Genomic DNA, 13,691 nt, shown 5'->3' on the forward strand with positions numbered 1-13,691 from the left:
CGTCATGACTGTTCGTCGCGTCCAAGGCAGCGAGGTCGAGTACGGCATCGCCGTGCAGGGCCAGCCGCACGCCAATCCCATGGTGGCGTCGACGCACGTCGTCAACGCGTACGCCGCGGCGCACGGCCTCACCCGCCGCGCCCGGTGGGACTTCGAGGAGGAGAGCCCGCTGCGCGATGCGCGCGGCTTCGACCTCAGCCGCGAGGTCGCGGACCCTTCGCAGCTCACCGACGAGGACATGGGCCTGGCCAACATCATCCTGACGAACGGCGCGCGGCTCTACGTCGACCACGCCCACCCGGAGTACTCGAGCCCGGAGGTCACGAACCCGCTCGACGTCGTGCGGTTCGAGAAGGCCGGCGAGAACGTCATGCGCCTCGGCGCCGAGCTGGCCGGGCAGATCCCCAACAGCGCGCCGATCGTCCTGTACAAGAACAACATCGACAACAAGGGCGCCTCGTACGGCTCGCACGAGAACTACCTGATGCGCCGCGACGTTCCGTTCGACCAGATCGTCGAGCACCTGACGCCGTTCTTCGTCTCACGACAGGTCTTCACCGGTGCGGGGCGGGTCGGCCAGCGCCAGGACGGCAGCGTGCACGCGTTCCAGCTCAGCCAGCGCGCCGACTACTTCGAGGTCGGGGTCGGTCTCGAGACGACGCTCAAGCGCCCGATCATCAACACCCGCGACGAGCCGCACGCCGACCCGAAGAAGTACCGCCGCCTGCACGTCATCATCGGCGACGCGAACTGCTCGGAGACCGCCATCTACCTCAAGCACGGCACCACGTCGCTCGTGCTGGCGATGATCGAGGCCGGCTTCATCACGCGCAGCCTCGCCCTGGCGGCCCCCGTCACGGCGGTCCACGACATCTCCCACGACCCGACGCTGACGCAGAAGGTCGAGCTGGCGGACGGGCGCACGGTCACGGCGCTGGAGCTGCAGGGGGAGTACCTGCAGCTCGCGAAGGCGTTCGTCGCCCAGGAGGGCTCCGACGAGCAGACCGACGACGTCCTGCAGCGCTGGGAGAGCGTGCTGGACCGCCTCGCCCGCGACCCCATGGAGTGCGCGCGTGAGCTCGACTGGGTCGCGAAGCTCGCCCTGCTGGAGCGCTACCGCGAGCGCGACCACCTGGACTGGGACCACGCCAAGCTGCATCTCGTGGACCTGCAGTACCACGACATCCGCCTGCACAAGGGGCTCTACCACCAGCTCGTGCAGAACGGCAGGATGGACCGGTTGTTCACCGACGACCAGATCGCCGCGTCCGTGGTCGATCCGCCCCGCGACACCCGGGCCTACTTCCGCGGCATGTGCCTGGCCCGGTTCAGCCGGGACATCGCGGCCGCCTCGTGGGACTCGGTGATCTTCGACCTGCCCGGTCACGACTCGCTGCAGCGGATCCCGACGATGGAGCCGCTGCGCGGGACCGCGGAGCACGTCGGCCCGCTGTTCGAGACCAGCAGGACCGCAGCAGAGCTGTTCTCCGCGATCACCGGCCGCTGACGCGGGCCGACGTCCGGTGGCGCCCGATCGGCAGCATCAGCGGTCGCCCGGACACCGGGTCGACGATGACGCTGCACTCGAGGCCGAACACCTCGCGGACGACCTCCTCGGTCAGCACGGCGTGCGGGTCGCCCACCGCGTGCACGCGTCCGCCGGCCAGTGCGATGAGCCGATCCGCGTACCGGGCGGCGAGGTTGAGGTCGTGCAGCACCATGACGATCGTCGTCCCGCGGTCCCGGTTGAGGTCCGTCAGCAGGTCCAGCACCTCCACCTGGTGGCTGACGTCCAGGAACGTCGTGGGCTCGTCGAGCAGCAGCACGTCCGTCCGCTGGGCCAGCGCCATCGCGATCCACACCCGCTGGCGCTGACCGCCTGACAGCTCGTCGACGGACCGGTCGGCGAGGGACACCGTGTCGGTGGCCTCCAGCGCGGCGGCGACCGCCTCGTCGTCCTCGGCGGACCAGCGCGACAGCAGCCGCTGGTGGGGGTGGCGGCCGCGGCCCACCAGGTCGCTCACCGTGATGCCCTCGGGCGCGATCGGCGACTGGGGCAGCAGCCCGAGGGTCCGGGCGAGCTCCTTGGCCGGCAGGCGGTGGACCTGCTTGCCGTCCAGGAGCACCTGACCCGTGCGGGGGGTGAGCAGGCGCGACATCGAGCGCAGCAGCGTCGACTTGCCGCACGCGTTCGCGCCGACGATCGCGGTGACCTGGCCCGTCGGGATCATGAGCGACAGGTCCTCGATGACGGTGCGGTCGCGGTAGCCGAGGGTGAGTCCCTCGACGGTGAGCGTGTGGTCCGTGGTCACAGTGATCCTCCAGCGCGGTTGGTGCGGACGATGAGGTAGACGAGGTACGGCGCTCCCAGGACCCCGGTCACGACGCCGACGGGGTAGCGGTGGCCGAAGGCGTACTGGCCACAGAGGTCGGCCACCAGCACCAGCAGCGCGCCGACGAGCGCGGCCGGCACGAGCAGCGACCCGCCCGGGCCGACGATGCGCGCGGCGATCGGCCCGGCGAGAAAGGCCACGAACGCGATCGGACCGGTCGCCGCGGTCGCGAAGGCGATCAGCCCGACCGCGCTGGCGATCACGACCAGCCGGGTCAGCTCGACCCGCACGCCGAGGGCCGACGCGGCGTCGTCACCCAGCTGCAGCATCTGGAGGTCCCGCAGCTGCGACAGCAGGAGGGGGCCCAGCACCAGCAGGGCGGCCAGCGTCGGCAGGACGTCCTCCCAGCCGGCCCCGTTGAGGCTGCCGGTCAGCCACCGCTGCGCCTCCTGCAGGTCCCACGTGGCCGCGCGGCTCAGGATGTAGGTGGTGAGGCTCTCCAGCATCGCTGCGACGCCGATCCCGATGAGGATCAAGCGGGTGCCGGCGACCCCGTCGCGGTAGGACAGCACGTAGATCAGCATCGCCACACCGAGTCCGACCGTGATCGCGAACAACGAGATCGCCGGACCGCTGAGCGACAGCGAGACGATCGCGAAGGCCGCCGCGGCGCTGGCGCCGGCGCTGATGCCGATGATGTCGGGGCTGGCCAGGGGGTTGCGGAGCAGCGTCTGGAAGGTGACACCCGCGAGCCCGAAGCAGAGCCCGGCGACCAGACCCATCACGGCACGGGGGAGCCGGAGCCGGCCGACCGTGAAGGACGCACCGGGCACGTCCTGGCCGGTGACGACGGCCCACACGTCCGCCGGCGGATAGAACGTGTGACCGACCATCAGGCTCGCCGCGAACGCGACGAGAACCAGCACGACCAGGACGGACGTGACCACCCGTCGTCGCGCCGCGCGGCGGACGCGGCTGGTCGCGACGTGCTGCACCGTCTGGCTGCTCACAGCTCACGCACCTTCTGCCGGCGGACGATGTGGATGAAGAACGGGGCGCCGATGAGGGCGGTGACGATGCCCACGTCGATCTCGCTGGGCCTGGCCACGATGCGTCCTGCGACGTCGGCGGCGGTCAGCAGGGCGGCGCCGGCCACCGCGGAGAACGGCACCAGCCAGCGGTGGTCGACCCCGACCAGGAGCCGGCAGAGGTGGGGGATCACCAGTCCCACGAAGCCGATGGGCCCGGCGACGGCGGTGCTCGCGCCGCACAGCATCACGGCCCCCACGGCCGCTCCTGCCCGCGTCAGCGCCACCCGCTCGCCCAGCGCGGACGCGACGTCGTCGCCGAGGGCGAGCGTGTTCAGCCCGCGGGAGGTCAGCAGGCAGACGGCGAACCCGATGAGCAGGAAGGGCACGACCAGCCGGATGGTCTCGAACGATGCACCGCCGACGCCACCGATCTGCCACGAGCGCACGTTGCCCGAGATGTCGCCCCGCGGCAGCACCAGAGCGGTGATGAACGACGCGAACGCCGCCGAGGTCGCGGTCCCCGCGAGGGCGAGCTTGAGGGGCGTCGCGCCCCCGCGGCCGAGGGAGGCGACGGTGTACACGAACACGGCCGCCGCCGCGGCTCCGGCGATCGCCACCCAGACGAAGCTCGACGGCGTGCTCATGCCGAACCACGCGATGCCGATGACGACCGCGAGCGAGGCGCCCATGTTGACGCCGAGGATCTCCGGGTCCGCGAGCGGGTTGCGGGTCACCCCCTGCAGCACGGCGCCCGCGGCGCCCAGGGCTGCACCCACCACGACGGCCAGCAGGGTCCGGGGGATGCGCTTGGTGACGGCGGCCTCGCCGAGCGTGTCGCTGGCGCCTCCGAGGCCGGCCACGATGTCGGACCAGCCCACGGGTCGTGAGCCGACTGCCACGGAGAGCAGGACGAGCGCGGCCAGGACGACGAGCGCCAGCAGCATCCAGACGACACGCAGCTGCCTCGGGCGTCGCACGACGGCGACGCCCGAGGCATGGACCTGATCGATCCGCTGGTCCGCGCTCACGCGCCGGCTGCGGCCTTGGCCATCATGGACACGTAGTCCTCGAGGACGTACGAGATCGACAGCGGCGTCGGGTTCGCGGCGGTGCCCAGCGGCGTGTTGGGCAGCAGGACGATCGCGTCGTTCTTGACCGCGGGCATCTTGGACAGCAGCGGGTCGGCCTTGAGCGCCTTGACGAGCTTGTCGTCGCCGTAGGTCACGATGATGTCGACGTCGTCGAGCGCGTCGACCTGCTCGGCGCTCTGCGTCATCGAGAACTGGTCCGTCGCGCTGGAGGCCTTCTCGATGCTCGCGGGCGTCTTCAGGCCGAGGTCGGCGAAGAACTTCGCCCGCGTGTCGTGCGTCGTGTAGAAGCTGACCTCGCTCAGGTCCGTGGTGTCGACGTGGGTCAGGAACATCGCCGACTTCTCGGAGAGCTCGGGGGCCTCGGCCACGGTCTTCTTGATCTCCGCGTCGAGGTCCGCGACCAGCTTCTCGCCCTCGTCGGCCATGCCCATGGCCGTGCTGTTGAGCTCGATCATCTCGCGCCAGTCGGTGGCCCAGGGCTGGTCCGGGTAGGCGACGACGGGAGCGATCTCGCTGAGGGTCTTGTAGTCCTCCTTGGTCAGGCCGGAGTACGAGGCGAGGATGACGTCCGGGGCGGTGTCCGCGACCGCCTCGAAGTCGATGCCGTCGGTCTCGTCGAACAGGACGGGCTTCTTGCCGCCGAGCTCCTTCAGCCGGTCGTCCACCCACGGCAGCAGTCCGTCGCCGTCGTCGTCGCCGAAGTTCGCCGCGGCCATGCCGACGGGCACGACGCCGAGAGCCAGGGGGACCTCGTGATTGGCCCAGTTGACGGTCGCGACGCGCTTGGGGGCCTCCTTGATGGTCGCCGTGCCCAGCGCGTGCTTGATCTCGACGGGGTATTGGGTGCCGGAGCCACCGGAGCCGCTGGTGTCGCTCGTGGCGGAGTCGTCCGAGGTGCTGCCGCAGCCGGCGAGGAGGAGTGAGGCTGCAGCTACGCAGGCAAGAAGGCGCGATCGACGCACGGGAGTTCCTTTCGGTGGCGACGCGCCAGGAGGCGCGTGGGACCAGGTGGTGGTCGCCGAGGCGACCGGATTGCAGGTGAGCCTAGCCTTACCTAATCCCGTCGTGCATCGGGGTCGGCTCGACTCGTGGTTGTCCGGCGCGCGGAGTGGATTCGGGGGCTAGTGTTGTGTCATGTCAGAGCAGCAGCACAAGAACACGCGCAAGTCCGCCGAGGCGGAGGACCAGGTCGACGCGACCGAGGTCGACGCCGACGCGAAGGCCAAGCTCGATGACGACGTCGACTCGATCCTCGACGAGATCGACGACGTGCTCGAGGAGAACGCGGAGGAGTTCGTCCGCAGCTTCGTGCAGAAGGGCGGTCAGTGATGCTGCCTGAGGGCACCCGTCTGACCGGATCGTCCTCGTTCGCCGACTACCTCGCCAGCAACGCTCCCGAGCTCATGCCGGGTGCTGCCGCGCGCAGCCACGGCGCCCACACCGAGCTGGCGCCCCACGCCACGACCATCGTGGCGGCGACCTTCGACGGTGGCGTCGTGATGGCCGGCGACCGGCGCGCGACGATGGGCAACGTCATCGCCCAGCGTGACATCGAGAAGGTCTTCCCGGCTGACGAGTACTCCTGCATCGGCATCGCGGGCAGCGCAGGACTCGCGATCGAGATGGTGCGCCTGTTCCAGGTCGAGCTCGAGCACTACGAGAAGATCGAGGGCACGGTCCTGTCGGCCGACGGCAAGGCCAACCGGCTCGCGGCCCTGATCCGGGGCAACCTCGGGCTCGCGATGCAGGGCCTGGCGGTCGTGCCGCTGTTCGCCGGCTACGACCTCGAGGCGCGGCGTGGGCGCATCTTCTCCTACGACGTGACCGGCGGACGCTACGAGGAGCACAGCGGCTTCCACTCGGTCGGTTCCGGCTCGGTGTTCGCCCGCGGCTCGTTGAAGAAGCTCTACAGCCGCGAGCTCACCGAGGGCGACTGCGTGACGGCCGCGATCCAGGCGCTCTATGACGCCGCGGACGACGACTCCGCCACGGGCGGCCCCGACCTGACGCGACGGATCTTCCCGGTCGTGTCCGTCGTGACGGCCGACGGCTACCGTCGCCTGGCCGACGACGAGGTCGGTGCGATCGCCGACGACGTCATCGGTGGACGTCTCGAACGCCCCGACGGCCCCGCCGCACCGCTGAGCTGACCCGACGTAGATCCAGGAGAGGAACCCGATGACGCAACAGTTCTACGTCTCGCCCGAGCAGCTCATGAAGGACCGGGCGGACTTCGCCCGCAAGGGCATCAGCCGCGGACGCAGCGTGGTGGTCGTGCACTTCGCCGACGGCATCATCTTCGTCGCGGAGAACCCCTCGCAGGCGCTGCACAAGGTCAGCGAGATCTACGACCGCATCGGGTTCGCCGCGGTCGGTCGCTACAACGAGTTCGAGAACCTGCGCATCGCGGGCGTCCGCCTCGCGGACCTGCGCGGCTACTCGTACGACCGGCGCGACGTGACGGGGCGCAGCCTCGCCAACGCGTACGCGCAGACGCTCGGCACCATCTTCTCCGCCGGCGGCGAGAAGCCGTACGAGGTCGAGATCTTCGTCGGCGAGCTCGGCGACGACGCGTCGTCCGACCAGGTCTACCGCCTCATGTACGACGGCTCCGTGGCCGACGTGCAGGGCTTCGGCGTGATGGGCGGGCAGAGCGAGCAGGTCGAGGCGTACCTGGGCGAGCATTACACGCCCAACCTGGACCTGTCGTCGGCGATCAAGGTCGCCGTGACCGCGCTGGGCCAGGACACCACCCCCGCACGCACGGTCGAGGCGTCCGCCCTTGAGATCGGCGTGCTCACCCGGGCACGCCCTCAGCCTCGCAAGTTCAAGCGGCTGAGCGACGCCGACGTCGTGTCCGCCCTGGGCGAGCCGGGTGGGGAGACGCCATGACACGCGGAGGCTCGACGAGCCCGCTTCATCCCGCGCAGCCCTGCGTGCCGGACTAGGCTGGACGACATGGACCGGCGCATCTTCGGTATCGAGAACGAGTACGGCGTCACGTGCTCGTTCAAGGGTCAGCGCCGCCTGTCGCCGGACGAGGTCGCCCGCTACCTGTTCCGGCGGGTCGTCTCCTGGGGACGCAGCAGCAACGTGTTCCTGCGCAACGGCGCCCGACTCTATCTCGACGTCGGCAGCCACCCCGAGTACGCGACGCCTGAGTGCGACGACCTCGTCGACCTGGTGACGCACGACCGGGCGGGGGAGCGGATCCTCGAGGGCCTGATGATCGACGCGCAGAAGCGGCTGGCCGACGACGGCGTCGAGGGCGACATCTACCTGTTCAAGAACAACACCGACTCCGCGGGCAACTCCTACGGCTGCCACGAGAACTACCTCGTCAGCCGGGCCGGTGAGTTCAGCAAGCTGGCCGACGTGCTCATCCCGTTCCTGGTCTCCCGGCAGATCATCACGGGCGCCGGCAAGATCCAGCAGACGCCGCGCGGCACGATCTTCTCGGTCAGCCAGCGCGCCGAGCACATCTGGGAGGGCGTCTCCAGCGCCACGACCCGCTCGCGCCCGATCATCAACACCCGCGACGAGCCGCACGCGGACGCCGAGCGCTTCCGCCGCCTGCACGTGATCGTCGGCGACTCCAACATGAGCGAGACGACGACCCTGCTCAAGTTCGCGACCACCGACCTGGTGCTGCGGATGATCGAGGCCGGCGTGACGATGCGCGACATGACGCTGGACAACCCGATCCGCGCGATCCGTGAGATCGCCCACGACATGACGGGGCGCCGCAAGGTGCAGCTGGCCAACGGCCGGGAGCTGTCCGCCCTGGAGATCCAGGCCGAGTACTTCGGCAAGGCTGCCGAGTTCGTCGACAAGAACGGGCTCCACACCCCCACCATCACGCGCGCCCTCGACCTGTGGGAGCGGACGCTCAAGGCGGTGGAGTCCGAGGACCTGTCGCTGGTGGAGCGCGAGATCGACTGGGTCATCAAGTACAAGCTGCTCGACCGGTACCGCGCGACCCACAACATGGGGTGGAGCGACCCGCGCATCGCCCAGCTCGACCTGGCGTACCACGACATCCGTCGCGACCGCGGCATCTTCTACCTGCTGGAGAAGAAGGGCGCCGTCGCCCGCGTCACCAACGACCTGGACGTGTTCACCGCCAAGAACGTGCCCCCGCAGACGACCCGCGCGCGGCTGCGCGGCGACTTCATCAAGCGGGCCCAGGAACGGCGCCGCGACTTCACCGTCGACTGGGTGCACCTCAAGCTCAACGACCAGGCGCAACGCACGGTGCTGTGCAAGGACCCGTTCCGCTCCCAGGACGAGCGCGTGCAGAGGCTGATCGACGGGATGTGACTGCGGCTGCTTTGTGCGCGGTCGTTACGATTACCCACGATCTGTTCCCCTCATCGAAGGTCGTTTCCGTGCGCCGCATTCTCTTGGCTTCCATTGCCGCAACCCTCGTCCTCGCAGGGTGCGGCGGCAGTGACGGCAAGGACGGCGCGGGCCTCTCGGCCATCAAGGTGACCGGTGGCAAGACTCCCAAGGTCACCTTCGACAAGGGCTTCGAGGTCTCCAAGACCGAGAGCAAGGTCCTCAAGGAGGGCGGCGGCGACGAGGTCAAGGAGGGCGACTCGATCAAGCTCGACTACGTCGGGGTCAACGGCACGACGGCCAAGTTGTTCGACAGCACGTACGCCGCGAGCCCCCAGACGGTCGCCCTGTCCAACGACACGATCCTCGCCGGCTTCGTCAAGGGCCTCGAGGGACGCAAGGTGGGCAGCCGCGTGCTGGTCGCGATCCCGCCGACGGACGGCTTCGGTGACAACGGTCAGCCGAGCTTCGAGATCGACAAGGCCGACACGATGGTCCTGGTCTTCGACATCCGCTCCAAGGTCCCGACCGAGGTGACCGGCGACGCCAAGGCGCTGCCGTCGTCGCTGCCCAAGCTGAAGCTCGACGGCGACAAGCACCCGTCCGGCTTCACGTCCACCGGCAAGACCGAGAAGAAGCAGGCCAAGGCCAGCGCGCACACCGTGATCACGGGCGAGGGCCCGAAGGTCAAGGCCGACCAGACCGTCACGGTCCAGTACGTCGGCCAGGTCTACCCCGACGGCAAGGTGTTCGACACCAGCTGGACCAAGGGCGTGCCGTTCACGCAGTCGCTCAGCGGGCTCATCAAGTGCTGGCAGACCGAGCTGACCGGCCAGACCGTCGGCAGCCGCGTGGTCCTGGTCTGCCCGCCCGACACCGCCTACGCCGGCACCGAGAGCGAGCTCAAGGACGACACCCTGATCTTCGCGATCGACTTGCTCGACGCTTCCTGACATCCTCCTGTCATGGCCGAGCGCAAGACCGAGAGGTTGATGAACCTCATCTTCGCGTTGCTGGTGAGTCGTCAGTACCTCACGAAGGACCAGATCCGTGAGTCGATCGCCGACTACCGCGACTCGACGCCCTTGGCGTTCGACCGCAAGTTCGAGCGCGACAAGGAGGAGCTGCGAGAGCTCGGCATCACCGTCGAGATGGGCTCGATCGACAAGTACTTCAGCGACGAGCCGGGCTACCGCATCCGCCGCGACGAGGCCGAGCTGCCCGATCTCGAGCTGACCCGCGAGGAGGCGGCCGTGATCGGGCTCGCCACCCAGGTGTGGGAGCACGCGGGGCTGGCGAGCGAGTCGACCACGGCGCTGGTCAAGCTCAAGGCGATCGGCGTGGACGTCGACACCAGCGTCCTGCGCATGGCCGAGCCCAAGCTGTCGGCGGACGAGCCGTCCTTCGACGCGATGTGGGACGCCGTCACCCGGCGCGTCCCCGTGACGTTCGCGTACGCACGGCCGAACCAGGCGCCCATGCAGCGCCACCTGCAGCCGTGGGGGATCATCTCGTGGCACGACCGCTGGTACGTCGGGGGCCTCGACCTCGATCGCGGCGAGCCGCGCATCTTCCGGCTCTCCCGGGTCATCGGTGACGTCGAGACGGCGGGCGCTCCCGGTTCGTACGACATCCCGGAGGGCACGGACATGAAGGACCTCGCTCGGGCGCTGTTCCCGCCCGAGCCGGTGGAGGCTGCCGTGCTGCACATGCGCAAGGGCCGTGGCCAGTCGCTGCGCCGCCTGGCCGAGAAGGTCACCGCGCTCGACGACGACGTCGACGAGGTCGAGATCAGGTACTCCTCACGCTGGGAGCTCGCCTCCGAGGTGGCGTCCTACGGCCCCGACGTCGTCGTCGTGACGCCGCCCGACGTCCGCGAGGCGGTCATCCAGCGCCTGCGCGCTGCCGCCAGCGGGACCCTGGGGCTGGGCGCATGAGCCGGTCACGTCAGCAGGTCATCCGGATGCTCGCCCTCGTGCCGTACCTGCAGGGCAACGACGGTGTCCCGGTCAACGAGGTGGCCGCCGAGTTCGGCGTGACGCCCAAGGTCATCCGCGACGACCTGCGTCTGCTGATGTACACCGGCACGGGGGAGTACGCCGGCGAGCTGATCGACTTCGACCTCACCGCGCTGGAGCGTGACGGGATCGTGCACATCCGCGACGCGGAGTTCATGACCCGCCCGTTGCGCATCAGCGCCCGCGAGGGCATCGCGCTGATCGTCGCCCTGCGCACCCTGCGGGCGTCCGCGAGCGGCCCCGAGCTGACCGTCATCGACAGCGCGCTCGCGAAGCTCGAGAGCGCCGTGGGCGACACCGGCGCGGCCGTCGACGTCCTGCTCGACGAGGTCGACCCGGTCATCCACGGCGCCGTCGTCCAGGCGCTGAGCACCGGCAAGCGACTCGAGATCACCTACGCCACCGCGACCCGCGACGAGCAGTCCGACCGCGAGGTCGACCCGCGGCGGCTGTTCACCGAGCAGGGCAAGCTGTACCTGGAGGCCTGGTGCCTCACCGCGCAGGACCTGCGCTTCTTCCGGCTCGACCGCGTGCTGGCCGCGCGGGCGACCGAGACCGACGCCGAGGACCACGACGCGAAGCCGCGCGACCTGTCCGACGGCTTCTTCACCGTCGGCGAGGAGACCCCGTACGTCCTGGTCGACCTCCACCCGCGCGCCCACTGGCTGACCGAGTACTACCAGGTCGACCTGCTCGAGGAGAACGAGGACGGCGTCTGGCGGGCCAAGATCTACGGCGCCGACTGGGGCTGGCTGCGCCGCCTCGTGCTCCGCAACGCCGGCTCGGTCACGGTCGTCGAGCCGCAGGAGCTTCGCGCCCAGGTGATCGAGGACGCCCGCGTAGCCTTGCAGGCGTACGATGAAGTCGTCACGTCGAGCTAGAGGAAGGGAGCAGTCATGTTCCGAGGTGGAATCGGTGCTCCGGAGATCCTGATCATCCTGGGGATCGTCGTCCTGCTGTTCGGCGGAAGGAAGCTCCCCGAGCTGGCCCGCGGATCGGGCCGGGCGCTGCGCATCTTCAAGACCGAGGTCACGGCGCTGCACGACGATGACGACGACAAGCCCGCGAAGCCCGCGTCGCTGGAGACGGTCGAGGCGTCCGAGGCGGACAAGAAGCGCGAACAGGGCTGACGCTTGGCGCTGAGGCGCGGCACGCCACCCCCGGCACCGGGCGGCACGATGCCGCTCATGGGACACCTGCGTGAGCTGCGGTCCCGACTGGTGCGCGCCGTCCTGGCGATCGCCGTCGGCACGATCATCGCGCTGGTCTTCTACGACCCGGTGCTCGACTTCCTCACCCGACCCTACGAGTCCATCCAGCCCCTGCTCCTGGAGCGCGGGATCGACTCCGAGCTGGTCATCACCGGTGTCGGCGGTGCGCTGCAGTTCCAGCTGAAGATCTCCCTGGTCGTGGGCATCCTGCTGTCGAGCCCCGTGTGGCTGTGGCAGATGTGGGCCTTCGTCCTGCCGGCCCTGCACCGGCACGAGAAGCGCTGGGCGCTGCTGCTCACCGCCACGGGCGCACCGCTGTTCATCGCCGGGGCGGCGCTGGCGTACCTGATCCTGCCGAAGGCCATGGACGTCCTCATCGGGTTCGTCCCCGACGGCGTGGGCAGCCTCATCACGGGTGCGGAGTACTTCAACTTCATCATCCGCATGCTGCTGGTGTTCGGCGTGGCCGCCGAGATCCCGTTGGTGGTCGTGCTGCTCAACCGCATCGGTGCCGTGAGCGCGGCCCAGCTCGCCAACGCGCGGCCCTGGATCGTCATCGGCATCTTCGTGTTCGCGGCCGTCGCGACCCCGACGACGGACCCGCTGACGATGCTGTTCCTGGCGGTGCCGATGACCGTGCTGTACCTGTTCTCCGAGATCATCGCGAAGCTGACCGACCGCAAGCGCCGCAAGGTCGCCGCGCAGACTGCTCTCGGCGACGACGAGCTGTCCCCGCTCGACGACTAGCCGCGTCACGGCCGTCCGCGCGGATCGTACGCTTCTGCCATGCACCTCGCGCTCGTCGTCAACCCCACCTCCGGCCGGCGCCACGGTGAAGCGATCGCCGGCCGGGCGGCCGAACGTCTCGCCCGGGCCGGCCACACGACCGTCACGATCCAGGGAGCGGACGTGGCGGCAGCCCGCGACCGGCTCAAGCACGCGATCGCCGACGGGGTGGACGGCGTGCTCGTCGTGGGCGGCGACGGTGCGCTGCACGCCGTGCTGGACCACGTCGCGGACTCCGACCTCGTGTTCGGGCTGCTGCCCGCCGGCACCGGCAACGACACCGCGCGCTCTCTCGGCATCCCGACCAAGGACGTGGACGCGGCGGTGGACCTGGTCATTGCTGGGCACGTGCGGACGATCGACCTGGCCCGCACCGACGAGGCCCATGTCGCGACCGTCATCGCGTCCGGCTTCGACTCCAAGGTGAACGAGCGGGCCAATGCGATGACCTGGCCGCGCGGCAACATGCGCTACAACATCGCGATCGTCAACGAGCTGCGCTCGTTCCAGCCGCTCGCGTTCACGATCACCCTCGACGGGCGGACCATCGAGCGCGAGGCCATGCTCGTCGCGGTCGGCAACGGACCGTCCTTCGGCGGCGGCCTGCGGATCTGCGAGGGCGCCGCTCTCGACGACGGGCTGCTCGACGTCGTGATCATCAACCCGGTCAGCAAGGGCAAGCTCCTGCGGGTGTTCCCGCGGCTGTACCGCGGCACCCACATGGCCCTCCCGGAGGTCGAGCGTCATCGCGTGCGCACGGTGACGTTGTCCTCCCCGGGCATCGTGGCGTACGGGGACGGCGAGCGGCTCGGACCGCTGCCGATCACCGCCACCGTCCAGCCGGGCGCGTTGCACGTCTTCGCGCCACCGCCCGCCGCGTAGG

At 69.7% G+C, this 13,691-nt stretch carries 15 protein-coding genes; 11 read left to right on the plus strand and 4 right to left on the minus strand.

What is annotated here, in order from left to right; genetic code table 11:
- Positions 1–4: 4 nt before the first annotated feature.
- Positions 5–1,507 carry a depupylase/deamidase Dop gene (gene dop / locus C3E78_RS09295; protein ID WP_108578026.1) on the plus strand — a complete coding sequence of 501 codons (1,503 nt, stop codon included), beginning with the start codon at positions 5–7 and terminating at the stop codon, positions 1,505–1,507.
- Here dop and C3E78_RS09300 read toward each other — a convergent pair.
- From C3E78_RS09300 to C3E78_RS09315, 4 genes are read right to left on the minus strand one after another with little or no spacing between them, the layout of a single operon-like run.
- Positions 1,494–2,312 carry an ABC transporter ATP-binding protein gene (locus C3E78_RS09300; protein WP_108578027.1) on the minus strand — a complete coding sequence of 273 codons (819 nt, stop codon included), beginning with the start codon at positions 2,310–2,312 and terminating at the stop codon, positions 1,494–1,496. The two genes, dop and C3E78_RS09300, sit on opposite strands and share 14 nt — an antisense overlap.
- On the minus strand, positions 2,309–3,343 hold the full coding sequence (locus C3E78_RS09305) for a FecCD family ABC transporter permease (protein ID WP_108578028.1): 1,035 nt from the start codon (positions 3,341–3,343) through the stop codon (positions 2,309–2,311). The genes C3E78_RS09300 and C3E78_RS09305 overlap by 4 nt, the downstream gene beginning before the upstream one ends.
- Positions 3,340–4,392 (minus strand): FecCD family ABC transporter permease, encoded by a 1,053-nt coding sequence (locus C3E78_RS09310; RefSeq protein ID WP_235833766.1) that lies wholly within the window; start codon positions 4,390–4,392, stop codon positions 3,340–3,342. The genes C3E78_RS09305 and C3E78_RS09310 overlap by 4 nt, the downstream gene beginning before the upstream one ends.
- Positions 4,389–5,417 (minus strand): iron-siderophore ABC transporter substrate-binding protein, encoded by a 1,029-nt coding sequence (locus C3E78_RS09315; RefSeq protein ID WP_108578029.1) that lies wholly within the window; start codon positions 5,415–5,417, stop codon positions 4,389–4,391. Before C3E78_RS09315 ends, C3E78_RS09310 begins: the two co-directional genes overlap by 4 nt.
- A gap of 172 nt (positions 5,418–5,589) precedes the next feature.
- Here C3E78_RS09315 and C3E78_RS09320 point away from each other — a divergent pair, with 172 nt between their 5' ends.
- The 10 genes from C3E78_RS09320 (at position 5,590) to C3E78_RS09365 (ending at position 13,690) form a co-directional block, all read left to right on the plus strand.
- Positions 5,590–5,784: a ubiquitin-like protein Pup gene (locus C3E78_RS09320; RefSeq protein ID WP_108578030.1), complete on the plus strand. Its 195-nt coding sequence runs from the start codon at positions 5,590–5,592 to the stop codon at positions 5,782–5,784.
- The gene (prcB, locus tag C3E78_RS09325) at positions 5,784–6,605 is read left to right on the plus strand and encodes a proteasome subunit beta (protein WP_108580834.1); all 822 of its coding nucleotides are present in this window, start codon (positions 5,784–5,786) and stop codon (positions 6,603–6,605) included. The genes C3E78_RS09320 and prcB overlap by 1 nt, the downstream gene beginning before the upstream one ends.
- A gap of 28 nt (positions 6,606–6,633) precedes the next feature.
- Complete coding sequence (gene prcA / locus C3E78_RS09330; RefSeq protein WP_108578031.1) at positions 6,634–7,347, plus strand: proteasome subunit alpha; 714 nt, start codon at positions 6,634–6,636, stop codon at positions 7,345–7,347.
- 66 nt (positions 7,348–7,413) lie between these two features.
- Positions 7,414–8,775, plus strand: coding sequence for a Pup--protein ligase (pafA, locus tag C3E78_RS09335; RefSeq protein WP_108578032.1), 1,362 nt, complete (start codon positions 7,414–7,416; stop codon positions 8,773–8,775).
- A gap of 68 nt (positions 8,776–8,843) precedes the next feature.
- On the plus strand, positions 8,844–9,746 hold the full coding sequence (locus tag C3E78_RS09340; RefSeq protein WP_159085856.1) for an FKBP-type peptidyl-prolyl cis-trans isomerase: 903 nt from the start codon (positions 8,844–8,846) through the stop codon (positions 9,744–9,746).
- Between the two features lie 12 nt (positions 9,747–9,758).
- On the plus strand, positions 9,759–10,730 hold the full coding sequence (locus C3E78_RS09345; protein WP_108578034.1) for a helix-turn-helix transcriptional regulator: 972 nt from the start codon (positions 9,759–9,761) through the stop codon (positions 10,728–10,730).
- Entirely contained in the window at positions 10,727–11,692 is a 966-nt protein-coding gene (locus C3E78_RS09350; RefSeq protein ID WP_108578035.1) for a helix-turn-helix transcriptional regulator, read from the plus strand. The genes C3E78_RS09345 and C3E78_RS09350 overlap by 4 nt, the downstream gene beginning before the upstream one ends.
- Positions 11,693–11,707: 15 nt before the next feature.
- Positions 11,708–11,941 carry a twin-arginine translocase TatA/TatE family subunit gene (tatA, locus tag C3E78_RS09355; protein WP_108578036.1) on the plus strand — a complete coding sequence of 78 codons (234 nt, stop codon included), beginning with the start codon at positions 11,708–11,710 and terminating at the stop codon, positions 11,939–11,941.
- A gap of 57 nt (positions 11,942–11,998) precedes the next feature.
- Positions 11,999–12,769 carry a twin-arginine translocase subunit TatC gene (tatC, locus tag C3E78_RS09360; protein WP_235833765.1) on the plus strand — a complete coding sequence of 257 codons (771 nt, stop codon included), beginning with the start codon at positions 11,999–12,001 and terminating at the stop codon, positions 12,767–12,769.
- Positions 12,770–12,808: 39 nt separating this feature from the next.
- Positions 12,809–13,690, plus strand: a complete 882-nt coding sequence (locus C3E78_RS09365) for a diacylglycerol kinase (RefSeq protein ID WP_108578038.1) — start codon at positions 12,809–12,811, stop codon at positions 13,688–13,690.
- Position 13,691 lies beyond the last annotated feature (1 nt).

It is taken from the genome of Aeromicrobium chenweiae, from assembly GCF_003065605.1.
GTDB lineage: Bacteria > Actinomycetota > Actinomycetes > Propionibacteriales > Nocardioidaceae > Aeromicrobium > Aeromicrobium chenweiae.

Bases quoted from the DNA above. Each gene is read 5' to 3' on its own strand.
- dop (WP_108578026.1), top strand. From the start codon at position 5: ATGACTGTTCGTCGCGTCCAAGGCAGCGAGGTCGAGTACGGCATCGCC.
- C3E78_RS09320 (WP_108578030.1), top strand. From the start codon at position 5,590: ATGTCAGAGCAGCAGCACAAGAACACGCGCAAGTCCGCCGAGGCGGAG.
- prcB (WP_108580834.1), top strand. From the start codon at position 5,784: ATGCTGCCTGAGGGCACCCGTCTGACCGGATCGTCCTCGTTCGCCGAC.
- prcA (WP_108578031.1), top strand. From the start codon at position 6,634: ATGACGCAACAGTTCTACGTCTCGCCCGAGCAGCTCATGAAGGACCGG.
- pafA (WP_108578032.1), top strand. From the start codon at position 7,414: ATGGACCGGCGCATCTTCGGTATCGAGAACGAGTACGGCGTCACGTGC.
- C3E78_RS09345 (WP_108578034.1), top strand. From the start codon at position 9,759: ATGGCCGAGCGCAAGACCGAGAGGTTGATGAACCTCATCTTCGCGTTG.
- C3E78_RS09350 (WP_108578035.1), top strand. From the start codon at position 10,727: ATGAGCCGGTCACGTCAGCAGGTCATCCGGATGCTCGCCCTCGTGCCG.
- tatA (WP_108578036.1), top strand. From the start codon at position 11,708: ATGTTCCGAGGTGGAATCGGTGCTCCGGAGATCCTGATCATCCTGGGG.
- tatC (WP_235833765.1), top strand. From the start codon at position 11,999: ATGGGACACCTGCGTGAGCTGCGGTCCCGACTGGTGCGCGCCGTCCTG.
- C3E78_RS09365 (WP_108578038.1), top strand. From the start codon at position 12,809: ATGCACCTCGCGCTCGTCGTCAACCCCACCTCCGGCCGGCGCCACGGT.